Consider the following 22,992-nt stretch of genomic DNA (forward strand, 5'->3'; position numbering starts at 1 on the left):
CATGACACTCCTTCCGGATCCCTTGGAGCGTCTCGATTTCTGCCCTGAGGAAAGCTGCGGTCAGGAACGGGCCTCGGGCAGCGTCACCGTGAACCGGGCGCCCTGCCCCGGTTCGCTGGCAATGTCGAAATGGCCCCGGTGGCGGTTGACGATGTGCTTGACGATGGCAAGCCCCAGGCCCGTCCCGCCCTTGTCGCGGCTCTGGGCCACATCTGCGCGGTAGAACCGCTCCGTCAGGCGCGGCAGGTGCTCGGGCGCGATGCCGGGGCCGTAATCCTGGACGGTAAAGGTGACATGCGGACCCTGCTCGCCATGGGAGGATCCGATGCTGGCGATCTCCACGTCCACCCTGCCGCCGCTCTCGCCATATTTCACCCCATTCTCGATCAGGTTCTCGGCAACGCGCAAGAGCTCATCGCGGTCGCCGCGCACGAGAATGGGATGCTCTGGCAGCCTAGCCTGGATGACGACGCCCCTCTCCCGGGCCATCGGCAACAGGGTTTCGACCATCTGGGACGCGATGGAGGCAAGATCGACCGTCTGGGTTGGAGAGAGATGAGCCCGCATCTCGATGCGCGACAGAGACAGGAGATCGTCGATCAGCCGCTTCATGCGCTGCGCCTGGCCCTTCATGATGTCGAGGAAGCGTTCCCGAGCCTTCACGTCGTCGCGGGCGGGTCCCTGAAGGGTCTCGATGAAGCCCAGCACCGAGGCCAGCGGAGTGCGCAATTCATGGCTCGCATTGGCCACGAAATCGGCCCGCATGGCTTCCAGACGGCGGGCAGAGGTGAGGTCGCGAAAGAACAGGACGACCCCGGCCTGAACCCCGGTGCTCGGTGCGTCAGCCTGAAGAGGGCCGATATGCACCTCGAAGGTGCGCTCGGTGGGAACCCTTTCCGAATACTCGACCTTCAGGGGCTCGCCCTTCTCCAGAACCCTCTGAATGCCGTCGAGCACGTCGGGACTGCGAAGCGCGAAGGATAACGGGTGCCCGGTCTTCAGTCCGCTCAGGAGGCCGTAGGCGGCCTTGTTGGCCTCGATGACCACGGCGCGCTGATCGACCAGGATGACAGGATCGGGGATCTGGGCCAGAACCGCCTCGGCGACGCTGGGACGCTGGGGCTTGGTTGGTTGCGATCGAACCCCGACCCCGAGGCTGCGCTTCGGCCCGGCGACCACAAAGCCGGCGAGAATAGCGATGGCAGCCCAGATCAGAAGCCAGGCATCTCCATTGCCCCGCGCCAGCGTGACGATCACCATGACGAAGCACGTGACCACCGCGGCTCTCACGGCTGCATCACGCAGCAGTGCGGCGCCCTGGGGTTTGGGTTCCGGCGTCGGGTCGTCGGGAGCGCTCATGGAACAGGATGTCTCGGAGGGATTGCACGCCTTCTTTAAGGCACGCGCCGGCAGGTGTCATCTCCCGCCAAGCTCCGCCCCGGCGGCGACCTCATCCTCATCGGGCTTGAAGGCGAGCCGCGCTGCCCGAATACGATTGCGGATCTCATAACCGCCGAGGAGCGAGAGAGCGATTACGAAGGGAACGAGGTAGTAGCACAGGCGATAGAGGAGCAGCGCTCCGAGGACCGGCTCCCTCGGATAGCTCGAGAGGGCGAGAAGGATGGTGGCCTCGAAGACCCCCAAGCCTCCCGGCGCATGGCTGGCCACCCCCAGCATGACGGCGAAGATGTAGACTGCCACGAAGGTCTCGAAGCTGAGGTTGTGACCGCCCGGCAGGAGCACGAAGAGAACGCCCGCACCGGCGCAGACATCGCCGGCGCCGATCAGGATCTGCGCGAGGGACAGGCGGAAACCCGGCAGCTCCAGCTTCCAGCCCTGGATCTTGACCGAACGGCGTTTGAGCGAAACCCAGACCATGTAGGCGGCAACGAAGACGGCGGCACCCAAGCCGACGAGCTGGTTCATCCAGATATGGGTGTAGACGAGGCTCGCCAGTTCGTCGGCCTTGCTGATCAGGCACCAGGCGAGCACGAGCGCCATGCCGAGCCAGAAGGTGACCCCGGCGATCACGGTGAGGCTTGCCACCCGCCCCGGCTTCACACCCTTGGGGGAATAGATCCAGTAGCGGACCGTTCCAGCCGTGAGCAGCGGGAACCCCAGGGTGAAGCTCACCGCGTAACTCGTGAAGGAAGCCAGGGCGGTGGTGCGGTAGGGAATCTGCAGCTTGAGCTGGCGCAGAGCGATAGCATCGTAGCAGGTCAGCAGGCTGTAGCTGATGGCTGTGAAGAGCACCGCCAGACCGATCTGACGCAGGCTGGCAGCCGTGAACGCGGACTTCAGCTCGTTGACGTCAATGTCGGACACGATGTGCCAGAGAACGACAAGCGAAGCGCCGAACAGGAGAAGGCTCGCAGCCATCCCGATCCAGGCGAACCGCTTGGAGCGGCGCTCCTTCGGCTGAAGGGCCTCGGCAGATGACATCTCCGGTGGGGACACCGAGCGGGAGCTCATATCGTTCATGAAAACTGTCAATCAGCCTCAGCGTAGGAAAGGTCGCATCAGGTGCGCGGGCTGTCCTGCATCTATGCGCTGGCGGGGAGAACCGCCAGACGCAGGCGGCCTTTTAATGGTTTCGCAGGACTGGCGCTACTCTTTGCGCCCAGAAAATTCACATGGGAGCGGATGTGGGTTGTCAGCCTCGAAAAAGGCCTACAACAATGCTTCCCTGATCGAAGCTGGCCTGTGAGTGACTTTGGCCATACGAATGGCCCAGGAGTTCTGCGTGGATTTCAAGGATACAGAAACCCAATATGCCGTTCTGGCGGAGTCTCTGCCCCAACTCGTCTGGTCGGCCCGACCGGATGGATATGTCGATTATGTCAACCGCCGCTGGCGTGAGTTTACGGGCCGCTCAGGCGAGCAGATCTTGGGCGACGGCTGGCAGGAATCCGTCCATGCGGATGATCTGGCCGAGACCCGGGACCATTGGAGGCGCTCCCTTGAATCCGGCCAGGCCTTTGAGTGGGAACACCGGATCAGGAGTGCCGCAGGCGACCATAGGTGGTTTCTCAGCCGTGCCATCCCGATCCAGGACCTCACCGGCCAGATCACCCGCTGGTTCGGCACGAGCACCAACATCGACGAGCAGAAAAAGGCAGAGGAAGCCGTTCGGATGCTCGAGAGCCAATATCGCCTAGCCCTCGAGGCTGCCCATCTCGGAACCTGGCAGATCGATCTCGAAAAGCGTCAGATCACCTGGGATGAGGGAAGCTGCGCCCTCTATCGCCTTCCTCACAATGGATTGTACAGCCTAACGCTGGATGAGGCCTGGGACATGGTCCATCCCGAGGACCGGGAGGAGGTCAAGGCACGGATCGCCGCTGCAGTTGCTCCGGGATCGGATGGCAAGTACGACAATCGCTACCGGGCGCAGCTTCCTGACGGGAATCTCCGCTGGTTCCGTTCTCACGGGCAGGCCCTTCACGTGAATGACGGCGGCACCCGTCGCGCCGTCAGCATTTACGGCGTGATCAGCGACATTACGGAGCGCCAAGCTCTCGAGGAAGCGCAGAAGCTTCTGACGCGGGAACTCAATCATCGCGTGAAGAACCTGTTCGCCATCGCGAACGGCATGGTGTCGATGACGGCCCGTACGGCCAAGGACCCCAAGGACATGGCGACTGCGCTGAGAGGGCGGCTCAGCGCCCTTTCACGGGCTCATGAGCTGGTGCAGCCGGCCTCCGCAACCGACACAGGTTCCGGCGCTGACGTCGAGCTCTCCCGCCTGATCGAGGCGGTCCTTGAGCCCTACAGGCAATCCGGCCAGAACAGGATTGCAATCGAAGGGCCAGGCGTTGCCGTGGGTTCCAGCACGACCACGAGTCTTGCTCTGGTTCTGCATGAACTTGCCACGAACGCCGCCAAATATGGATGTCTCTCATCCTCCGAGGGCGAACTCACCATCCGCTGGACGCTCCAGGGCGAGAACGTGGATCTGCGTTGGACCGAGTGGGGCGGACCAGCGATCGAAGGCCCTCCGACCTTCGAAGGCTTCGGCACGCAGCTGTCCCAGAGGAGCATCGCCGGGCAACTCGGGGGAAGCCTCGATCGGGAGTGGCGGCGCGAGGGGCTGAGCGTTCACATGGTCGTCCCCGTCGACCGGCTAAGCGCCTGACCGGCCATGCCTTCGTATCGCCGCGTCCTGGTTTTGGGCGGAGCGCGCTCCGGCAAGAGCCGCATCGCCCTGGAGCTTGCCGAGCAATCCTCATCGCAGCGGATCTATGTCGCGACGGCGCAGGCCTTCGACGACGAGATGCGCGAGCGCATCGCTCTTCACCGTCTGGAACGCGACCGCTCCTGGCGGACGGTCGATGCCCCATTGGAGCTGTCGCGAGCCATCCAGGAGCAGACCGGCCCCGGAAAGGCCGTGCTTGTCGATTGCCTGACCCTTTGGCTCTCCAACATCGTTCTCGCCGAATGCGACCCGACACACGAGTCCGACCGGCTGATGCACACGGTTCGGGAAACGCAGGGCCCTCTCATCCTGGTTTCGAACGAGGTGGGTCAGGGCATCGTGCCCTCGACACCTCTTGGGCGCTCCTTCCGCGACGAGCAGGGGCGCCTGAACCAGAGGATTGCGGAAGCCTGTGATGCGGTGGTCTTCGTAGCCGCAGGCTGCCCGCTCCTCCTGAAGCCGGCCCCTCGCCTGGATCTGAGGCTGGCTTGAGCCCGGCCCCTCTCAGGGCAGCCTGGATTTCACCTCGGCGCGCAGGGCTTCGATCAAGGCTGGGGTCGAGGGGCCTCCGCAGATCGTGAGGTTTCCCGCTATCGCAAGGCGCCGTTCACGAGGCACCGCAGCAGCCAGCGCAGGATGAGCCAGCAGTGCCGTGCCATTGTCGATAGCCTGCTCCGACCCTGCATCGACGAGCATGACGTCCGGCGGAGCGGCGACGATCGTTTCGAGGCGCGCGACGCCTCCGGCATCGAGGCCGAGAACCTCCTGGTGCAGCGTGAAGCCCATCTGCACCAGCACTTCGCTCAAAGGCGAACGGGCAGCCGCAACCCATCCCCCGCGCTCATAAACCAGGATGCTGCGCCCGTTCGCGACGGTCTTCCTTGCTTGATCCAAGGCCGCCTCGATCCGTGCGACGAGGACCTCACCCCGATCCGCATGGCCGAGCCTGCTGGCAAGCTTCCTGATCTGCTCGCGCCCCTCCGCCAGCCCTGACCAGGGGCCGAGCTGGAGAACCTCCAGGCCCTGCCGTTTCAGGACGGTCACCTGATCGTGCTGGCCGTGGGTGCCAGTCAGCACGAGATCGGGCTTGCTGAACAGAATGGCCTCTGCCCCACCCTCGTTCAGGGGCAGGTCTGCAGCCTGCTCTGCCATGAACGAGAGGGTTGGGTCGCGGGCAAGCCGGCTCAAGGAGGCAATCTGGTGACGATCGGCCAGCGCCAGCAGCAATTGGTCCGTGCAGAGATTGAGGGAGGCGACCCGATGCGGCGTTGGCTGAGCCATGGCCGCAGAGATCCCCAAAAGGCACATGATGAGAAAGCCAAATCCTGCGGAACGGCTGTCACGAGGCATTGAGATCATCCCACCTAGCAGTGAGTGCCTGTTTGCTGAAGGCTGCGGCCCTGCAGATCAAGCCAGAATACATTGCGGCATGGAAAGCTGAGCAATTTCCTAAGTGCGGCCGAATGACCCATATGGTTCAGGCAATTATCTGCCTCAGAAAGGTTTTCGTAACCACATTCCTTCATTTGCTTGAGTTTTTCAAAGATTATCCCCTGCATCCGGATAGTTGCAAAAGGTCGCACGTGGGAACAAAGTCCAGAAACACCGTCAAGCTGACCCATTCTGGACATATCTGCCACGCACATACTCACCTCACTTGAACGAAGAACAACCGCATACCTGCCTTGGCAGTGAAGCGGCGCATTTCTAGGGGGCTTCTTCATATGCAGATTGCTCTGACAGCGTCTCCAGACGCATGCCAGCAAAAGGCTTTTTGCCTGGATTTCGCAAGACACAGCGGCTCTCAGACCCGCTGCACGCCTCAGAAGCGCTCCACCCTTCAGGGAGGTCAGACCCTGCTCAACCTGACCAAGATGCTCGGCCTTGGCGCCTGCATCACGCTGGCTATCGGCACAGCTGCCATGCCCCAATCCGCCTCTGCGGCGGAACAGAAGTCAGCTCTTCCGGCGGCTTTTGACGCCGGCGAGAAGGCCATCAAGGTTCCGGGCGCACACGGGGAGCCCTTCACCATGGCGGTGGGCGATGCTGCTCCGGCTGATCCGCTGGAAGATATTGCCCCGGTGCAGACGGCTGAGACCAATCAGGCCCTTCTGCAAAAGCAGATCATCCTGACCATTCCCCTAACCAATCCGCCGACCGCGGCAGGCAGCGATGACGACAAGCCCGTCTCGCGGGAACTCACGGATTACATGGAATTCGAGGAGATGCGCGTTCCCGTCTGGATCGTGGACACGATCCTGCGCGCTTCCAAGATGACTGGCGCCGACCCCGTCTACATGATGGCCCTTGCAGACAAGGAGTCGAGCTTCCTGCCCGGCAACAAGGCCTCAACCTCCTCGGCCGTAGGCTTGTTCCAGTTCATCACTAGCACATGGCTCGAGGTCGTGCGCACCTTCGGGCCGGCACATGGCTTGGTCGCGGAGGCACAGGCGATCGAGCGCACCGACGGCAAGCTCGCCGTAGCGGACGAGAGCATGCGCGAGCACATTCTCGGGCTGCGACGCAATCCCTACATCTCGGCTCTCATGGCAGCCGAGATGATGAAGCGCGACAAGGCGAAGATCGAAACAAGGCTTGGCCGCAAGCTCAACCGTTCGGAATTCTATATGTCCCACTTCTTCGGCGTGGACAGTGCAAGCAAGTTCATCGCCCTTGTGGACGACACGCCCAAGAAGAGCGCACCCGCCGCCTTCCCGGCTGCGGCGAAGTCCAACAAGTCGCTGTTCTTCACCAAGGATGGCAAGAAGACCCGCCAGCTCAGCGTGGCCGAGGTCTATGGCAAGATCGATGACATGATCGACAAGCGTCTCAACCGCTACGGCGACGTATCGACCCGGGTGGCGGGCGACCTTCCCTTCTGATCAGGCGGCTCAACCGCTCCCTCCGGGTCAGGAGCGTGAGGCTGAGGGTCTGCCGCGCCGACCTCTGCCCGGGGCGCCAGGCCCGCCGATGCCGAACTGGTGGGCGCTATATCGACAAAGCCGCCCCTGGCAGGCGGGCGCTGCACCCGGATGATCCGCATCACGATGAAGGCGGCAAGCCCCAGAGAGGCCACGGCCGAGTAGATGAACAGCCCCTTGGGGCCGAGCACCTCCATGGCGAGGGCCCCCAGCAGAGGGCCGACGGTGACCCCCGTCGCCCAGGAAAACAGCAGGGTACCGATTGTGGACACGATCTGCCCCGGCTCGACGATATCGCAGGCATGGGCCACGCAGACCGAGTAGATGCACAGGGCAAGCCCACCCCAGGCCGCAAACGACCACAGGATCAGCAGACTCGCATTCTGCGCACTGGCCCAGAGGATCAGAAGCGAGACCAGGCTCGTGCCGGCGGCCAGGCCTGCGATCACATAGCGCCGGTCCGCACGGTCGGAGAGCCATCCGAGCGGCCATTGCATCGCGAGACTTCCCGCCTGCAGGGCGAAGAGAAGCGCAGCAGCCTGATCCTGGCTCAATCCGATGCTGACGCCGAACACCGGCGTGATCGCGATGACCGGGCCATTGACGAGCCCGACCACGAAGGCTCCAACGACCGCTGACGGAGCCGTGGCGAACAGCTTTCTGACCTCGATCCGCACCCCCTGCGGGGCGTTCGGTTCCTTCGTCGTCGTCGCCGCGATGGGAAGCAGGGAGAGCGTCATCAGCGCGCTCACCGCCATGAACAATCCGTCCGTACGAATGTCGCCGAAGCTGATCCCCAGCGGGGACAGCATCAGGGCGACCTTGGTGCAGATCATGTAGATGGAGAGGATCCGCCCGCGATGGGTCGAGGTGGCGCGGGCGCTGATCCAGCCATCCGTCACGGTGAAGATGCAGGCAAGCGTGACGCCCGTCAGTCCGCGCAGCAGGATCCAGGCCAAGGTCGAATGGGCCTGCGTCATGGCAAGGATCAGAACGGACACCACCGCCGCCAGGCTGGCGAAGGCCCTGATATATCCGACGTGGCGGATGAAGCTCGGGGCGAGGAAGCAGCCTGTCGAGAAGCCTACCCCATAGGCTGCAGCCACGACACCGATGGAGGTGACGGACATGCCTTCCGCCTGCATGCGCAGCGGCATCAGGGCCTGCAGGAGACCATTCCCGGCCTGCAGGAGGGTCGTGGCGGCCGTAATGGTCCAGATCAGAGCAAGGGAGGAGTTCACAATCGAATCGACAATGCGGGGCGGCGGGCGCGAAGGTCAGCAAGATAGAGAGCAGGTGCCGCCTAAGATCAAGTGTCGATCCGGGTCTTGTCCATGGTCATGAAACGGCATGTCCGGCCAAGGGGCCGGACATGCTCGCCGTCGGGTTGAGGAGCCTACTGGCTCGGGCGGTCCTTCTGAAAGCTGGCGAAAAGATAAAAGCCGTTGAACCGCACGCCCTCCATGGCGGCTTTCCGGTCGAAGCCGAGGGGAGCGTCCTGGCTCTGGACCCGACCGCCGAACTGCCAGTTCGGCTCCATGACGAAGGGAGGAACCGAGCGCTCCTCCGGCACGGCACAAACGAGGCCATCCAGTTTCGTGCTTCGGAACAGATTATATGAGTACATGGCCTGCTCCTTTTCTTCTCGCGACGAATCGCATCCTGCCCGAGAACAGTGACAGGAGTGTGATATTGCAGCGCAACATCTGCAGAATTTCTTCTTTTCCGGCGCGGAATGGAAGTGGCGCAAAGGGATGATCCTTTGTTAGGCTCTCCCATCCCAGCGCATCGTGCGGAAGAGTGGACCCGGTTTTCCGCTCTCGACGATGGGCTGCTGAAAGGATTGAGCATCGGATGGATCCTAAAAGTGCAAATCCACTTTTGGGCCCGATGCTCTAGGATGAGCCGCAACAACCAGGGAGCACGCCGCATGACCACTCAGAGCACCCTTCGCCGAAGCCTCATGGGTCTCGGTCTCCTGGCCAGCCTTCCCTTTGCTTCACAGGCTTTTGCTCAAGCAGTCGCCCCATCTCCCGAGGCGCCTACCGGGCGCACGGCCAGGTCCGTCGGCACCGCAACGAAGGATATGGTCGCAGCGGCCAATCCTCTGGCGGCCCAGGCAGGCCGGGAGATTCTTGCGGCAGGCGGGAGCGCCGTCGACGCGGCCATCGCGGTTCAACTGGTTCTCAACCTCGTCGAGCCGCAGAGTTCCGGCATCGGCGGCGGCGCCTTCATGATCTTCTGGGACGGCCGGACCATGGCGGCCCTCGACGGGCGCGAAACGGCGCCCGCCGCCGCCAAGCCCGAGCGCTTTCTCGGACCCGACGGCAAGCCTATGAAATTCTACGATGCCGTGGTGGGCGGCCGCTCAGTCGGCGTGCCGGGAACGCTGCGCCTGCTCGAAATGGCTCACAAGAACTGGGGCAAGCTGTCCTGGCAGCAGGTGATCGAGCCGGCAGCGCACCTGGCCGAGGACGGCTTTGCCATCTCGCCGCGCCTCAACGGCTTGCTGACCCAGGAGAAATTCCTCCAGAACGATCCGGTGGCCCGCGCGTATTTTTACGAGGCCGATGGCAAGCCCAAGGCAGTCGGAACCGTCCTGAAGAACCCGGCCTTCGCCAAGACGCTGCGGACCGTTGCCGAGAAGGGAGCAGAGGCCTTCTACACGGGCGAGATCGCCCAGGACATCGTAGCGACCGTGACGGGACATCCAACCAATCCCGGCGACATGACCCTCGATGACCTCAAGGGCTACAAGGTGCAGGAGCGTGAGGCCCTGTGCGGCAGCTACCGCACCTACAGGATCTGCGGCATGGGCCCGCCGAGTTCCGGCCAGGTCGCCGTGCAGCAGATCATGGGCGTGCTGGAAACTCAGGACATGGCCGCCGTGAAGCCAGGCCCTGACGCGGCACACTGGATCGCGGAAGCCGGCCGCCTGGCTTATGCGGACCGCGCGCTCTTCCTGGCCGATCCGGCCTTCGTGAACGTTCCCGTCAAGGGCCTGACCGATCCCGGCTACATCAAGAGCCGTGCCGGGCTCGTGGACCCGAACAAGTCCATGGGCAAGGCCAAGCCCGGGGATCCGCCGTTCCAGAAGACCTTCCTTTGGGGGGCGTCGGACGGCATCGAATACGGCACGAGCCACATCTCCATCGTCGACCGCAACGGCAATGCCGTGTCCATGACGACCACCATCGAGGATGGCTTCGGGGCGCGGATCATGACCAAGAGCGGGTTCCTGCTCAACAACGAGCTGACGGACTTCTCGTTCGCCACCACGGAGGACGGCAAGCCGATCGCCAATCGCGTCGAGGCCGGCAAGCGCCCGCGTTCGTCCATGGCGCCGACCATGGTGCTCGACGGCAGCGGCAAGCTCCATGCGGTGGTAGGCTCGCCAGGCGGAAGCCTCATTCCCAATTACGTGGCCAAGACGCTCGTGGGCATCCTGGACTGGAAGCTCGATCCTCAGGTCGCCGCCGATCTGCCCAACATGGGCAGCCGCAACGGACCGACGGAGCTTGAGGCCGGCACCGAGGCGGAAGCCTGGAAGGCGGCGCTCGAAGCCAAGGGCCACGAGGTCAAGCTGATCGACCAGAACTCCGGCATCCATGCCATCGTCGTCACGCCGGCAGGGCTCGTCGGCGGTGCCGACAGCCGCCGCGAAGGTGTTGCCATCGGCAACTGACATGTCCATGGAAGTTCGTTTCATAACGCTGCTTCCAGGTCGAAGAAGGCAGATCGAAGAAGGTTGGAGTTCCATGCGTATCATCGTCATCGGCAAGGAAGGGCAGGTCGCCCGCTCCCTGGCGGAGCGGGCGCGGGCTCACGGCGCCCAGGCCGTGCTCGTCGGCCGCCCCAAGCTCGATCTCGCCGATCCGTCGGGCATCGAGGATGCCCTGGTTGAGACCGGCGGCGACATCATCGTGAATGCGTCGGCCTACACCGCCGTCGACCAGGCCGAGTCCGCTCCGGAGCTGGCCGAGGCCATCAACGGGATCGGCGCAGGCGTCGTCGCCGGGGCAGCAGCGGCAATGAACGTGCCCCTGATCCACCTGTCCACCGATTATGTGTTCGACGGTACCGCCGATCATCCGTACCGGGAGGTTGATCCTGTTGCTCCCCTGGGAGTCTACGGGGCCTCGAAGCTCTTAGGAGAGGAGGCCGTGGCAGCCGAGGCAGAGAACTATGCGATCCTGCGCACCGCCTGGATCTACAGCCCCTTCGGCAAGAACTTTGTGAAGACGATGCTGCGCCTCGCGGGCGATCGAGACGAGATCGGCGTCGTGGCCGATCAGCACGGCTCGCCGACCAGCGCCCTGGACATCGCCGACGGCATCATCGCGGTCAGCCGCAACCTGCTTGAAAGGCCGGAGGACAGGACCCTTCGCGGGCTGTTCCACATGGCCGGAACGGGCTTCGCCAGCTGGGCGGAATTCGCGACCGAAATCTTCACCCTGTCAGGGCACTTGGGCGGACCCTCGGCGAAGGTTCGGCCCATTGCGACGGCGGACTACCCTACCCCGGCCAGACGACCGGCCAATTCCCGGCTCGACTGCACCAAGCTCAAGGATGTGCATGGCGTGGTCCTGCCCCCCTGGCGCTCGTCGCTCGAGCCCTGCGTGAAGCGCCTCATCGAAGAGACCCGGAAGGAGTTTCTCCGAGGCAATGTGGGCTGAGCGAGCTGATGCGGATATTTCCGCGGGAGGAGACGATTGTTCTTTATAAAGAACAATCGTAGGATTGCCTCATGACCTCGCCGCAGAAGCCGAACCACCATCTCGAAACCCGCCTCGTTCACGAGGGCCATCAGCGCACCCCCTTCGGGGAAACCTCCGAGGCGCTGTTCCTCACGCAGGGCTTCGTCTACGAGAGCGCGGAGAGCGCCGAGCGGCGCTTCCTCAACGAGGAGCCCGGCTACAGCTACAGCCGCTACTCGAACCCGACCATCGATGCCTTCGAGCAGCGCATCGCCGGTCTTGAAGGCGCGGAAGCGGCCCGTGCGACGGCGAGCGGCATGGCGGCTGTCACGGCCGCCATGGTCGGGCAGGTGCAGGCCGGCGACCATGTGGTGGCGGCGCGTGCGCTCTTCGGCTCCTGCCGCTGGGTGGTGGAAGATTTCCTGCCCCGCTTCGGGGTCGGCTGCACCCTGGTCGACGGAACGGATCTGAACCAGTGGCGCGATGCCGTGAGATCCGAGACCAAGGCTTTCCTGCTGGAGACGCCCACCAACCCGAGTCTTGCGATCATCGATATCGCGGCGGTGGCCGAGATCGCCCATGCCGCAGGCGCAACCCTCACCGTCGACAATGTTTTCGCGACACCCCTCTTCCAGAAGCCGCTCGCGCTTGGCGCCGATTGCGTCGTCTATTCGGCGACAAAGCACATCGACGGCCAAGGCCGATGTCTGGGCGGCGTGATCCTTGCCTCCACCGAGTTCATCGAGAACAAGGTGCAGCAGTTCCTGCGCATGACGGGGCCGTCGATTTCCCCCTTCAACGCCTGGATCCTTCTGAAGGGCCTCGAGACCCTGCCCCTGCGTGTCGAAAGACAGACGGCCACCGCCGGCGCTCTCGCGGATGCGCTCCACGACCATCCCAAGCTGCGCCGCCTGACCTATCCGGGCCGTCCGGACCATCCTCAGGCGGACCTGATCCGGCGCCAGATGAGTGGCGCCTCGACCATGATCGCCCTCGACGTGAAGGGCGGCAAGGAAGGCGCCTTCCGCTTCCTGAACGCTCTGAAGCTGATCAGGATCTCCAACAATCTGGGCGACGCTAAGAGTCTCGTCACCCATCCGGCCACCACCACCCACCAGCGCTTCACGCCCGAGCAGCGCGCCGAGATGGGAATCTCGGACGGTCTGGTGCGCCTGTCGATCGGACTGGAGCACAAGGACGACCTTCTCGAAGATCTCGCCCACGCCCTCGGCCACGCTTGACCATCACAAGCGCGTGATACAGATCCGAGGCCGCCGCAAGATTACCGGCTCACATGAGCGTTGCCTGCCCGGCATTGGGCTGCTTCATCGATGGAGCAGCAGCGCTAGAAAGGTCTTTGTAGAAGAAGATCGACGCTGAACATCGGCCGGTGAAGTCAAACTCATCTACGCCAGAGGTCTATACCGCACGCCCTCCCGCACCCCTTGAAGTCACAAGGGAAATGACACACCATCCTCTGCGGAATAACGCGTTCCAGCATAAGAAAACGCGGCCCTTCACAATGATATGGTTGAGGGAGGAAGCAGTGAAAAAAGATAAATCATCAGCGTCTCAGACTCCGAGTGCATCCAAGCAGTCTCGCCGTCGGTTCCTGCAAGTCGCCGGCCTGGGAGCGGCAGCAACGGTCGCGGCACCTCAGATTTCCAGAGCCCAGACGGCCACCTGGAAATTCCAATCCACCTGGCCGAACCGCGACATCTTCCACGAGTTCTGCAACGACTTCGCCAAGCGCGTAAACGACATGTCCGGCGGGCGCCTGAAGATGGATGTCCTCGCCGCAGGCGCGGTGGTTCCGGCCTTCCAGCTGCAGGACGCGGTGCATGCCGGCATTCTCGACGGCGGCCATGGCGTCTCCGCCTACTGGTACGGCAAGAACAAGGCCTTTGCCCTCTTCGGCACCGGCCCGTCCTTCGGCTGGAACGCCAACTCGTTCTTAGGCTGGATGAACTACGGCGGCGGCTACGACCTCTACAACGAGCTGCAGCAGCAGATCCTGAAGCTCAACATCGTCGGCTTCCTGTCGGGCCCCATGCCGGCCCAGCCGCTCGGCTGGTTCAAGAGCGAGGTGACCTCGGCCGACGCCTTCAAGGGCCTGAAGTACCGCACTGTGGGACTGGCGGCCGATCTCAACCGCCAGCTCGGCGCGGCCGTCACCATCCTGGCCGGCGGCGAGATCGTGCCGGCACTGGAGCGCGGCGTCATCGACGGCGCCGAGTTCAACAACCCGTCCTCCGATCTCGTGCTCGGCTTCCCGGACGTGTCGAAGAACCTGATGCTCCAGAGCTATCACCAGTCCGGAGAAACCTTCGAGCTCATCTTCAACAAAGCGAAGTACGATGCACAGCCCGCCGAGGTGAAGGCGATCATCAAATATGCCGCGGAATCGGCATCGGCCGACATGTCGTGGAAGGCGCTCGACCGCTACTCGAAGGATCTGGAGGCCATCCGTGGCCGCGGCGTCAAAATCGTGAAGACCCCTGACTCGGTGCTGAAGGCGCAGCTCGATGCCTGGAACAAGGTCATCGAAGAGTTCTCGAAGGATGCGTTCTTCAAGAAGGTGATCGACAGTCAGAAGGCCTGGGTGCAGCGGACCTATGCCTATGAGCGCCTGAACGAGCCCTCACGCGACATGGCCTACGACCACTTCTTCAAGACCACCTGAAGAATGGCCGGCGGGTCCGCCGTCTAAGACACTGTCATCAAGCGAGGGCGGCACACATGATGCCGCCCTCGCAATGTCCCGCAGGCTTCCGGAAGGGCCTCGCCCATGCGCTTCGTCTACTTCATCGACCGCATCAACACCTTCATCGGCAAGACCGTTGCCTGGTCGATCCTCGCCCTCACCTTCGCGGTCTGCTACGAGGTGTTTGCGCGCTACGTGCTGCGGGCCCCAACGGAATGGGCCTTTGACGCGAGCTACATGCTCTATGGCCTGCTCTTCATGATAGCAGGCCCCTACACGCTCGCACGCAACAACCACGTGAGAGGCGATTTCCTCTATCGCAACTGGCATCCGCGCCGTCAGGCGGCTATGGATCTCGCGCTTTACTTCCTGTTCTTCTTTCCCGGCATCCTTGCCCTCGTCTATGCGGGCATTCCGTTCTCCCAGATGTCATGGATGATGAACGAGCATTCCATGAACTCACCGAACGGGCCGCCGATCTATCCCTTCAAGGCGCTGATCCCTCTCGCGGGCATTCTGATGGCTTTCCAGGGCATCGTCGAGGTGATCCGCTGCATTCAATGCCTGCGCAACGGCGAGTGGCCGCAGCGCCTGCATGACGTCGAAGAAACCGAGAAGCTCATTCTCGAACAGGCCGAGCAACAAGGCCTTACAAAGGGGAACATCTGATGCTCGCATCCTGGGGGCTGGGAAATCCCGAACTGGGGGTGGTGATGCTCGGCCTGTTCGTGGTCTTCATCATGTTCGGGTTTCCCATCGCGTTCACGCTGATGGCGCTCGGTTTCGGCTTCGGCTACTTCGCCATGGGCGACATCGTGTTCGCTCTGGTCGTGCAGCGCGCCTATTCGGTGATGACGAACGACACGCTCGTTGCCATCCCGCTCTTCGTCTTCATGGGCTACATCATCGAGCGAGCCAACATCCTCGATCGACTGTTCCACTCGATCCAGATCGCGGTCGGCGGGCTTCCCGGATCGCTTGCCATCGCGACTTTGGTCACCTGCGCCCTGTTCGCCACAGCGACCGGCATTGTGGGAGCCGTCGTCACCTTGATGGGCCTTCTCGCCTTCCCGGCCATGCTGCGGGCCGGATACGATGTACGACTTGCCTCGGGTGTGGTCTGCGCCGGCGGATGCCTCGGCATTCTGATTCCGCCCAGCGTGATGCTGATCCTCTATGGCGCCACCGCCGGCGTGTCCGTGCCGAAGCTCTATGCCGGCGCCCTCTTTCCGGGCCTCATGCTCGCTGGACTGTACATGCTCTACGTGCTGATCCGCTGCATGATCAATCCGAGCCTTGCGCCCAAACTTCCCATTGAAGAGCGCAGGGTTCCTCTTGCGAAAGTCATCTGGTCGCTGGCCACGTCGTTCTTTCCGCTCGCGCTGCTCATCCTGTCCGTGCTTGGTGCGATCTTCTTCGGCATCGCGACGCCGACCGAGGCTGCCGCCGTGGGCGCCCTCGGCAGCCTGCTGCTGGCTGCGGCCTATCGCTCTCTCTCCTTCGGCAAGTTGAGGGAATCAGTGATCCTCACCGCCCGCACCTCGGCTATGGTGTGCTGGCTGTTCGTAGGATCCTTCATCTTCTCCTCCATCTTCGCCTTCCTCGGCGGCCATCAGCCGATCGAGAACTTCGTCACAGGCCTGAACCTCTCGCCCTTCTGGTTCCTGATCCTGACGCAGGTGATCATCTTCGTGCTCGGATGGCCGCTGGAATGGACCGAGATCGTCGTGATCTTCGTGCCGATCTTCCTGCCGCTCCTGGATAATTTCGGCATCGACCCGATCTTCTTCGGCATTCTGATTGCCCTCAATATTCAGACGTCGTTCCTGTCGCCGCCGGTAGCCATGGCTCCCTTCTACCTGAAGGGCATCGCGCCCCCGCATGTGAGCATCAACGACATCTTCGCAGGCGTCATGCCGTTCCTGTTCCTGGTCATCGTCGCCATGGCCATGTTCTACATCTTCCCAGGGCTCGGCCTGTGGCTGCCGCGCTATCTCTACGGCTAAGGCTCAGGGGCTGCTGGATAGAAACTTTCTAAACAAGCCCGGAACCCTGAAAGCGCCCTCACGTTGGCCTCCTGTTCGTGCCTGAAGGAGGCCATCATGAAGTGCCAGTTCTGCCAGCAAGACGTGAGCGACCCCTGCCACAACACGCAGGAAATGCAGCAGCGCGCCGCAAGCCACGTGGACCGTTGCGAGCATGCCCTAAAGGATCAGCAGGGCACCGGCTCTGGGGCGCACCGCCGTGACATCCAGAGCGGCAGCTAGGCCACAGCCCGGCACAGACGAGATCGCCCCTGAGGCTGGCTGAGCAAAGCCTTGAAAGCCAGTGTCGTGCACCGGGCCATAGCCGCCCGGATCACGCCGAGCAGGCCCATTGCTCCGCCGGCTATCGGAGCCTGACGGGCACCGACCGGCTCAAAGGTTTCGAGACGACCGGTCCCGATGCCTCCAACGGCGTGGAAGGCAGAAAACCATAGGAGAATGCCGTGGCCCGCAAAGCCCGTATGAGACCATCCTGGAAGAAGTCCACCAAGCGCAAGCAGCAGGCTTCAGGCTCCCGCAAGGAACGGGTGACTCAGCGCAGCTGAGCCGGCAGGATGGACGAACGGCCCGATTGTGCGGGCCGTTTTCTTTGACCGGAGGGTAGAGCTTTGCTCCGGCTCGCTGAAGGGCCCGGAACACTGCCCCCTCCGCTCTCTCGTAAGCTTTCTAATATTCTCGACCAATGCCCTCGCCGCCGTTCCTTTGATCGGTGATGACGAGTTGCGTACCGCTATTCGTCAAGTAATAGTCGGAGCGGTTGCCGGTATAGATTGCAGTGTCGTTACCAACGCCACCTTCCAGCCGATCATTGCCATTACGGCCTATCAGCGTATCGTTCCCGGCATCACCGCGTAAACGCTTGTTGAGCCCTCAGACCCTCTGATGTTGTCGTTGTTCCGGCTGCCTCGAAGGAGTTCGACACTGAACGGCCTGCCGATATCATTGTTCACGCCCTGCACGAGAACGGAGCCGTTCTGTTGGACGCTCGACCGATCGACTACAATGCCAATGGCGCCGTCGATCTGGCGTGTATCGCTTCTGTAACCGACCTCATCATCCCCGCAGCGCCATCAAACGTGTCGCTGCCTGCAAAACCACGGACCTCCGGCAGCCTTACACACCTTTGAAGGAGCCATCGAGAGTAGATTCGTAGACAGCCTCCACTTCAGAGAATGTAGCTGTCCCACCTTGTTCGCCAATCACCGTGCCGGCCTGTTCGGACGTGAACTCCACGACGGTTCCCTTCGTGCGGACCTTAGGGCCGTTGTAGGCGATCATATCGAATCCGCCGCCGGTGATCGTATCGCTACCCAGTCCAACCCAGAACTCGTCGTCGGGCGCGTGCCAGTTAAGTGGTCATTGTACGCCGTCGCATAGATGTGGCCGCCGAACCGGTCATCGCGGGCACTTCCGTTCAGAATGGACCCCCCACCGAGAAGCTGGGAAAACACATCGATTGGGGTGGCGACATCCCCCAGCCACGCGTCCTCGAAAGCGGAGAGCGTCACTCAGAGCGTTTTTCTAGGAATGAGCTGCGGTAAGAAAGGTTGCTCCAACAGAATCTTCTTCGTTTACTGCGGATTTATTTACGGATTCAGCTCTATATTGATAAAATAGTGCAATTTTCCAAAAATTCATGCTTAAATTCAACTTATTCAGAAGTAAGCATGTATTCAGTAATGCAATGTAAAAACGTTAGGTAAGCACCCATATTGAGACTTTGTGATTCTGCGCACATCCTTCATTGTGACCTCGGCTGTAATCAGAAAACGCAAATCAGCCAGGGAATACTTATCGGAGGACCTGAATCATGCACGCTTCTTCACTCAGCTTCAGACTTGCCGTTCTGTTCGTCATCGCCGGCATGGCCATGGGAATCGGCATGGCTGCGACCCAAAACCACGCCATCATGCCGGCTCATGCCCACCTCAACCTGCTGGGATGGGTCTCTCTGTTCCTCTTCGGCATCTATTACGAGCGCCGCCCCACCCTCGACACCAGCCGGTTGGCAATGATTCAGGTGGTCCTGTGGTCGATCGGCACGGTCGTGCTCACGGTGGCTGTCTCCGCCATCCATCTCGGCTATCACGCGGCCGATCCCATCGCGGCTCTCGCATCGCTGATCGTGCTCGCGGCCATGCTCATGTTTGCTTATTTCGTCTTCCGCCCGGCGCGAGACCTTGCTCCCGGCCCGACGGTCCGCCTGACGCCGGCCGAGTAGGACAGGCACCTCCAAGGGCGGCTTTTGCCGCCCTTTTGCGATCCGGGATGAACATGGCCGTACGAAGCGCGACCGCAGAAGGCCGGTTGGCAACTTCCAGCGAAGTAATCTCTGCCATAAGGGTCGAGGCTTATATGCCGCAGATGAGCATACCTTGATATCAGCCGCACAATGTTCTTTGAACTGCGTCAGAGCATCGTCTCAACGACAGCATCGATCTCTGCAGCATCGCGGATGCGCGCTCGATCGATAACTCGTTATAGTAATTTGCTCGCCAGGCCTGAAGGAATATTCATTCCGTCAGCCAGTTCAGTCAGTTCTCGAGAGATTCGGAAGGCGGCCTGGCGTTTCTCGGGCCCGGCGTTCCCTGCAAACTTCAGGCAGCACTCATGGCGCTCGATCCAACCCTTCCTCCCAGCGGAAACTTCAACCTGACCCGATGGAAGATCGGCCTGCCCATCGACGTGAATGGCGCCTATGTCGGTACGGCCACCGAGGTGAAGAACCTCATCGGATACCAGCATCCGGCCTATTTCTACACCGGCCCTGACGGTGCCATGACCTTCGCTGCCCCCGTCGAAGGATCGACCACCAGCGGCTCCAACTATGCCCGTTCGGAACTGCTGGAGATGAACGGCACGGCCCGAGCCGCCTGGAACCTCGAGCAGGGCGGCTTCATGACGGCGACTCTGGAGATTGATCGGGCGCCGATCAAATTCAGCGGCGTTGCCGGCCGCATCGTCATCGGCCAGATCCACGGCCTCGATAACGAACTCGTCCGCCTCTACTGGGAAAATGGCAGGATCTATTTCGTCAATGGACTGGCAGGCGCCACCAACGTCTCTACGACCTTCAATCTCACCAGTACCAATGGTCAGCAGCCGAACGTCTCGCTCGACGAGCAGTTCTCCTACACGATCCACGCCAAGAACAACGACCTCCTGGTCAGCGTCGAGGCCGACGGCCAGACCTATACATCCGTGACGCGCATCAACGACATCTGGGACACGGATGTGTTCTACTTCAAGGCCGGCGCGTATCTCGGCGTGAACGAGACACAGGGTACGGGCTGGGGCCAGACCTCGTTCTACGGGCTCAGCGTCAATCACGACGGGACCGCACCGGTCGATCATCCGGTCGTGGCCGTCAATGATACATATGCGACCACACAAGGCGCGACCCTGACGATCGCAGCCGCCCAAGGCCTGCTGATCAACGATACGGCGGAGAATGGCGGCAAGGTGGCCATTGCGGGCACATTCGCCACCTCGGCAGGTGGCTCGGTGTCAGTGGAGAGCAGCGGAGCGTTCACCTATGCGCCCAAGATCGGGTTCTCGGGTCAGGACAGTTTCATCTACACGGTCAAAGATGCCGACAATGACTCGGCAGACGGCACCGTCGCGATCTCGGTAAACGGCTCATCGCCAACTCGGCCCGTGACGACCCGCACGTTCACCGGGACCAGCAGCGGCAACACCCTGACGGGCTCCTCCGGCAACGATCTGATCGACGGGAAGTCCGGCGACGACAGGCTCTACGGCAAGGGTGGCAGCGACGTGCTGATCGGCGGATCGGGCAGAGACTACTTCATCTTTGACACCAGCCTGGGTTCGACCAACAACGACGTCATCGTCGACTTCATCCCCGTGGACGACACCATCCGCCTCGAAAACGCGGTGTTCACCCGCCTCACGAGCACCGGCACCCTGAGTTCCAGCCTGTTCCGACTCGGACCAAAGGCACTCGATAGCAACGACTACATCGTCTACGACGGCGCCACGGGAGCGCTGTATTACGACTCCGACGGATCAGGCTCGAGAGCAGCAGTCCAGTTCGCCTTGATCGAGAAGAAAGCCCGTCTCACGACGTCCGATCTCGTCGTGATCTGACGGACCTTCCGGATTCGACGGGATCAAAAGAAAAGCCCCGCCGAAGCGGGGCTTTTTCCTTAGAACCTTTGGCGCTCCCTAGGGGACTCGAACCCCTGTTTTCGCCGTGAGAGGGCGACGTCCTAGACCGCTAGACGAAGGGAGCTAGCAAGGTGGAGGCCGCTCGTATAACCACCCTTCTGATTTGCTTCAAGCCCCTTTGCTGGAAAAAAGCGAAGGCCGACCGGAAATGAGGATGCGGTGAACGACGCGACGCGGCAGGAATGGACGTTAGAGGATGGCTTGGCGCCTGATCGGCTCGACCGGGTGCTGGCAGGGCTCCAGGGAGAACTGTCCCGCAGCCGTCTCCAGGCGCTGATCCGGGAGGGCCAGGTGACCGTCGACGGCGCGCCGGTGCTGGATCCCAACAGGAAGGTGGCTGGCGGTGCCAGGGTTGAGCTGATCGTGCCGCCCCCCGTGCCGGCGGAACCCGCCGGCGAGGTGATGGCGCTCAGCGTCGTCTACGAGGATGACGACGTGATCGTCATCGACAAGCCTCCGGGCCTCGTGGTCCATCCGGCGGCGGGGCATGATTCAGGCACCCTGGTGAACGCGCTCATCGCCCATTGCGGCGAGAGCCTGTCGGGCATCGGCGGGGTGAAGCGGCCCGGCATCGTGCATCGGCTCGACAAGGATACCTCGGGCCTGCTGGTGGTGGCCAAGAACGACCTCGCCCATCAGGCCCTGGCGGCGCAGTTCGCCGATCACGGCCGCACAGGGCCCCTGGAGCGGGCCTATCTGGCTATCCTCTGGGGGGTGCCCGAGCGGCGGCGCGGAACCGTGGAGGCGGCCCTTGCCCGCTCGACGCACAACCGCGAGAAGATCGTGGTCGTGGGCGAAGAGCGCGGCCGTTATGCCATCACCCATTATGAACTCCTGGAGACCCTGCCCCCTGCCCTGCCGGTGGCGAGCCTCGTGCGATGCGAGCTGGAGACGGGACGCACGCACCAGATCCGGGTTCACATGGCCCATCTCGGACACCCGCTCCTGGGTGATGCTACCTATGGCTCCGGGTTCAAGACAAAGGCGAACCGCCTCTCGGAACCGTCGCGGGAGGCGCTGAACGCCCTGCATCGGCAGGCCCTGCATGCCGCGATCCTTGGTTTCGAGCACCCGAGAAGCGGCGAATTCCTCCGCTTCGAAAGCCCGCTCCCGGACGACATGGCGGCCCTTCTCAAGGCGCTGCAGACGCCCGGTTAGCGGCAATGGGTCGCAAAATTCGGCCACGCTGGCACCCTTGCGATGCTGGCGCGTTCACCACGTCTTGAAGCCTGACGCCTCTATTCGGACAAGGTAGAACCGATTATATGAAGAGGTTGGGCGGCCAGCCATGCGAGGGGGCCGCCTCAGGCTTGCCTCGCGGTGAGGGAGCCAAAGGAGGAGACACGATGGCTACAGCGCTTCCGGTGCTTGCCAATGAAGGCGGTCTTTCGCGCTATCTCGACGAGATTCGTCGCTTCCCCATGCTCGAGCCGCATGAGGAATACATGCTCGCCAAAAGCTGGCGCGAGCATGGAGATCGCGAAGCAGCCCACAAGCTCGTTACATCCCACCTGCGCCTGGTCGCCAAGATCGCCATGGGCTACCGCGGCTATGGTCTGCCGATCGGCGAGGTGGTCTCGGAAGGCAATGTCGGCCTGATGCAGGCCGTCAAGCGCTTCGAGCCCGACAAGGGCTTCCGCCTCGCCACTTATGCCATGTGGTGGATCAAGGCGGCGATTCAAGAATACATCCTGCGGTCGTGGTCCCTCGTGAAGATGGGCACCACCGCAAACCAGAAGAAGCTGTTCTTCAACCTGCGCAAGGCGAAGGGCCGCATCTCCGCCTTCGAGGAAGGCGACCTGCACCCTGACAACGTCAAGCAGATCGCCACCCAGCTCGGCGTGACCGAGCAGGACGTGGTGGACATGAACCGCCGTCTCGGCGGCGACTCCTCTCTCAACGCTCCCCTGCGTGACGAGGGCGAAGGCGGCGGCGAGTGGCAGGACTGGCTCGTCGATCAGGGCCAGAGCCAGGAGCAGGTGCTCGTCGAGGAGGAGGAAGGCCAGAACCGGCTGAAGGCCCTGCGCAACGCGCTCTCCGTCCTCAACCCGCGCGAACGCCGGATCTTCGAGGCCCGGCGCCTCTCGGACGACCCGATCACCCTGGAGGAGCTCTCCACCGAGTTCGGCGTGTCCCGCGAGCGCGTCCGCCAGATCGAGGTACGCGCCTTCGAGAAGATCCAGGACGCGGTCAAGAAGAACCTGACCCAGATCGAGACCTCGTCGGCCGAGGCCTGATC

At 62.4% G+C, this 22,992-nt stretch carries 20 protein-coding genes, 1 tRNA gene and 1 pseudogene; 14 read left to right on the forward strand and 8 right to left on the reverse strand.

The window, feature by feature from the left end; all coding sequences use genetic code 11:
* Positions 1-60: 60 nt before the first annotated feature.
* Together AC0QTX_RS21010 and AC0QTX_RS21015 are read right to left on the reverse strand one after the other, a co-directional pair.
* Positions 61-1,359 carry an ATP-binding protein gene (locus AC0QTX_RS21010; protein ID WP_474605768.1) on the reverse strand — a complete coding sequence of 433 codons (1,299 nt, stop codon included), beginning with the start codon at positions 1,357-1,359 and terminating at the stop codon, positions 61-63.
* A gap of 57 nt (positions 1,360-1,416) precedes the next feature.
* The gene (locus tag AC0QTX_RS21015; protein WP_474605769.1) at positions 1,417-2,481 is read right to left on the reverse strand and encodes a lysylphosphatidylglycerol synthase domain-containing protein; all 1,065 of its coding nucleotides are present in this window, start codon (positions 2,479-2,481) and stop codon (positions 1,417-1,419) included.
* A gap of 262 nt (positions 2,482-2,743) precedes the next feature.
* Here AC0QTX_RS21015 and AC0QTX_RS21020 point away from each other — a divergent pair, with 262 nt between their 5' ends.
* Both AC0QTX_RS21020 and cobU read left to right on the forward strand, forming a co-directional pair.
* Positions 2,744-4,135, forward strand: a complete 1,392-nt coding sequence (locus tag AC0QTX_RS21020) for a sensor histidine kinase (RefSeq protein ID WP_474605770.1) — start codon at positions 2,744-2,746, stop codon at positions 4,133-4,135.
* Between the two features lie 6 nt (positions 4,136-4,141).
* Complete coding sequence (cobU, locus tag AC0QTX_RS21025; RefSeq protein ID WP_474605771.1) at positions 4,142-4,687, forward strand: bifunctional adenosylcobinamide kinase/adenosylcobinamide-phosphate guanylyltransferase; 546 nt, start codon at positions 4,142-4,144, stop codon at positions 4,685-4,687.
* Between the two features lie 12 nt (positions 4,688-4,699).
* Here the strand turns inward: cobU and AC0QTX_RS21030 are convergent, their stop codons facing one another.
* The gene (locus tag AC0QTX_RS21030) at positions 4,700-5,476 is read right to left on the reverse strand and encodes an ABC transporter substrate-binding protein (protein ID WP_474605772.1); all 777 of its coding nucleotides are present in this window, start codon (positions 5,474-5,476) and stop codon (positions 4,700-4,702) included.
* 443 nt (positions 5,477-5,919) lie between these two features.
* Here AC0QTX_RS21030 and AC0QTX_RS21035 point away from each other — a divergent pair, with 443 nt between their 5' ends.
* Positions 5,920-7,077 carry a transglycosylase SLT domain-containing protein gene (locus tag AC0QTX_RS21035; protein WP_474605773.1) on the forward strand — a complete coding sequence of 386 codons (1,158 nt, stop codon included), beginning with the start codon at positions 5,920-5,922 and terminating at the stop codon, positions 7,075-7,077.
* Here AC0QTX_RS21035 and AC0QTX_RS21040 read toward each other — a convergent pair.
* On the reverse strand, positions 7,032-8,357 hold the full coding sequence (locus AC0QTX_RS21040; protein ID WP_474605774.1) for an MFS transporter: 1,326 nt from the start codon (positions 8,355-8,357) through the stop codon (positions 7,032-7,034). The genes AC0QTX_RS21035 and AC0QTX_RS21040 overlap by 46 nt on opposite strands.
* A 155-nt stretch (positions 8,358-8,512) precedes the next feature.
* Positions 8,513-8,743 carry a hypothetical protein gene (locus AC0QTX_RS21045; RefSeq protein WP_474605775.1) on the reverse strand — a complete coding sequence of 77 codons (231 nt, stop codon included), beginning with the start codon at positions 8,741-8,743 and terminating at the stop codon, positions 8,513-8,515.
* A gap of 303 nt (positions 8,744-9,046) precedes the next feature.
* On the opposite strand from AC0QTX_RS21045, the gene ggt reads away from it, so the two are divergent.
* From ggt to AC0QTX_RS21080, 7 genes are all read left to right on the forward strand, one after another.
* Positions 9,047-10,801 carry a gamma-glutamyltransferase gene (gene ggt, locus AC0QTX_RS21050; RefSeq protein WP_474605776.1) on the forward strand — a complete coding sequence of 585 codons (1,755 nt, stop codon included), beginning with the start codon at positions 9,047-9,049 and terminating at the stop codon, positions 10,799-10,801.
* Positions 10,802-10,874: 73 nt separating this feature from the next.
* Positions 10,875-11,792: a dTDP-4-dehydrorhamnose reductase gene (gene rfbD, locus AC0QTX_RS21055; protein WP_474605777.1), complete on the forward strand. Its 918-nt coding sequence runs from the start codon at positions 10,875-10,877 to the stop codon at positions 11,790-11,792.
* Positions 11,793-11,863: 71 nt separating this feature from the next.
* Positions 11,864-13,054 carry an O-succinylhomoserine sulfhydrylase gene (locus tag AC0QTX_RS21060; protein WP_474605778.1) on the forward strand — a complete coding sequence of 397 codons (1,191 nt, stop codon included), beginning with the start codon at positions 11,864-11,866 and terminating at the stop codon, positions 13,052-13,054.
* A gap of 305 nt (positions 13,055-13,359) precedes the next feature.
* Entirely contained in the window at positions 13,360-14,496 is a 1,137-nt protein-coding gene (locus AC0QTX_RS21065; protein WP_474605779.1) for a TRAP transporter substrate-binding protein, read from the forward strand.
* Between the two features lie 105 nt (positions 14,497-14,601).
* Positions 14,602-15,186: a TRAP transporter small permease subunit gene (locus AC0QTX_RS21070; protein WP_474605780.1), complete on the forward strand. Its 585-nt coding sequence runs from the start codon at positions 14,602-14,604 to the stop codon at positions 15,184-15,186.
* Positions 15,186-16,523 carry a TRAP transporter large permease gene (locus AC0QTX_RS21075; protein ID WP_474605781.1) on the forward strand — a complete coding sequence of 446 codons (1,338 nt, stop codon included), beginning with the start codon at positions 15,186-15,188 and terminating at the stop codon, positions 16,521-16,523. Before AC0QTX_RS21070 ends, AC0QTX_RS21075 begins: the two co-directional genes overlap by 1 nt.
* Positions 16,524-16,619: 96 nt before the next feature.
* On the forward strand, positions 16,620-16,784 hold the full coding sequence (locus AC0QTX_RS21080; RefSeq protein WP_474605782.1) for a hypothetical protein: 165 nt from the start codon (positions 16,620-16,622) through the stop codon (positions 16,782-16,784).
* A 444-nt stretch (positions 16,785-17,228) separates the two neighbouring features.
* Here AC0QTX_RS21080 and AC0QTX_RS21085 read toward each other — a convergent pair.
* Positions 17,229-17,408: pseudogene (locus AC0QTX_RS21085) on the reverse strand (hypothetical protein); the annotation flags it as partial.
* A 267-nt stretch (positions 17,409-17,675) separates the two neighbouring features.
* The gene (locus AC0QTX_RS21090) at positions 17,676-17,840 is read right to left on the reverse strand and encodes a hypothetical protein (RefSeq protein WP_474605783.1); all 165 of its coding nucleotides are present in this window, start codon (positions 17,838-17,840) and stop codon (positions 17,676-17,678) included.
* A gap of 532 nt (positions 17,841-18,372) precedes the next feature.
* On the opposite strand from AC0QTX_RS21090, the gene AC0QTX_RS21095 reads away from it, so the two are divergent.
* Together AC0QTX_RS21095 and AC0QTX_RS21100 are read left to right on the forward strand one after the other, a co-directional pair.
* The gene (locus tag AC0QTX_RS21095) at positions 18,373-18,783 is read left to right on the forward strand and encodes a hypothetical protein (RefSeq protein ID WP_474605784.1); all 411 of its coding nucleotides are present in this window, start codon (positions 18,373-18,375) and stop codon (positions 18,781-18,783) included.
* A gap of 389 nt (positions 18,784-19,172) precedes the next feature.
* Complete coding sequence (locus AC0QTX_RS21100; protein WP_474605785.1) at positions 19,173-20,672, forward strand: polysaccharide lyase family 7 protein; 1,500 nt, start codon at positions 19,173-19,175, stop codon at positions 20,670-20,672.
* Positions 20,673-20,741: 69 nt separating this feature from the next.
* Here AC0QTX_RS21100 and AC0QTX_RS21105 read toward each other — a convergent pair.
* Positions 20,742-20,817 (reverse strand) — tRNA-Glu (locus AC0QTX_RS21105).
* A gap of 95 nt (positions 20,818-20,912) precedes the next feature.
* Here AC0QTX_RS21105 and AC0QTX_RS21110 point away from each other — a divergent pair.
* Together AC0QTX_RS21110 and rpoH are read left to right on the forward strand one after the other, a co-directional pair.
* A complete protein-coding gene (locus AC0QTX_RS21110; protein ID WP_474605786.1) occupies positions 20,913-21,911 on the forward strand; it encodes an RluA family pseudouridine synthase in 999 nt (332 codons plus the stop codon).
* 188 nt (positions 21,912-22,099) lie between these two features.
* Positions 22,100-22,990: an RNA polymerase sigma factor RpoH gene (gene rpoH / locus AC0QTX_RS21115; protein ID WP_474605787.1), complete on the forward strand. Its 891-nt coding sequence runs from the start codon at positions 22,100-22,102 to the stop codon at positions 22,988-22,990.
* Positions 22,991-22,992 lie beyond the last annotated feature (2 nt).

It is taken from the genome of Microvirga sp. jy35 (assembly GCF_056148915.1).

What these genes read in the sequence shown, in the direction of transcription:
- AC0QTX_RS21100 (WP_474605785.1), top strand. Translation starts at nt 19,173, where the DNA reads ATGGCGCTCGATCCAACCCTTCCTCCCAGCGGAAACTTCAACCTGACC.
- AC0QTX_RS21060 (WP_474605778.1), top strand. Translation starts at nt 11,864, where the DNA reads ATGACCTCGCCGCAGAAGCCGAACCACCATCTCGAAACCCGCCTCGTT.
- AC0QTX_RS21075 (WP_474605781.1), top strand. Translation starts at nt 15,186, where the DNA reads ATGCTCGCATCCTGGGGGCTGGGAAATCCCGAACTGGGGGTGGTGATG.
- AC0QTX_RS21030 (WP_474605772.1), bottom strand. Translation starts at nt 5,476, where the DNA reads ATGGCTCAGCCAACGCCGCATCGGGTCGCCTCCCTCAATCTCTGCACG.
- AC0QTX_RS21095 (WP_474605784.1), top strand. Translation starts at nt 18,373, where the DNA reads ATGCACGCTTCTTCACTCAGCTTCAGACTTGCCGTTCTGTTCGTCATC.
- AC0QTX_RS21070 (WP_474605780.1), top strand. Translation starts at nt 14,602, where the DNA reads ATGCGCTTCGTCTACTTCATCGACCGCATCAACACCTTCATCGGCAAG.
- AC0QTX_RS21015 (WP_474605769.1), bottom strand. Translation starts at nt 2,481, where the DNA reads ATGAACGATATGAGCTCCCGCTCGGTGTCCCCACCGGAGATGTCATCT.
- cobU (WP_474605771.1), top strand. Translation starts at nt 4,142, where the DNA reads ATGCCTTCGTATCGCCGCGTCCTGGTTTTGGGCGGAGCGCGCTCCGGC.
- rpoH (WP_474605787.1), top strand. Translation starts at nt 22,100, where the DNA reads ATGGCTACAGCGCTTCCGGTGCTTGCCAATGAAGGCGGTCTTTCGCGC.
- ggt (WP_474605776.1), top strand. Translation starts at nt 9,047, where the DNA reads ATGACCACTCAGAGCACCCTTCGCCGAAGCCTCATGGGTCTCGGTCTC.
- AC0QTX_RS21090 (WP_474605783.1), bottom strand. Translation starts at nt 17,840, where the DNA reads ATGATCGCCTACAACGGCCCTAAGGTCCGCACGAAGGGAACCGTCGTG.
- AC0QTX_RS21045 (WP_474605775.1), bottom strand. Translation starts at nt 8,743, where the DNA reads ATGTACTCATATAATCTGTTCCGAAGCACGAAACTGGATGGCCTCGTT.
- AC0QTX_RS21080 (WP_474605782.1), top strand. Translation starts at nt 16,620, where the DNA reads ATGAAGTGCCAGTTCTGCCAGCAAGACGTGAGCGACCCCTGCCACAAC.
- AC0QTX_RS21035 (WP_474605773.1), top strand. Translation starts at nt 5,920, where the DNA reads ATGCAGATTGCTCTGACAGCGTCTCCAGACGCATGCCAGCAAAAGGCT.
- rfbD (WP_474605777.1), top strand. Translation starts at nt 10,875, where the DNA reads ATGCGTATCATCGTCATCGGCAAGGAAGGGCAGGTCGCCCGCTCCCTG.
- AC0QTX_RS21010 (WP_474605768.1), bottom strand. Translation starts at nt 1,359, where the DNA reads ATGAGCGCTCCCGACGACCCGACGCCGGAACCCAAACCCCAGGGCGCC.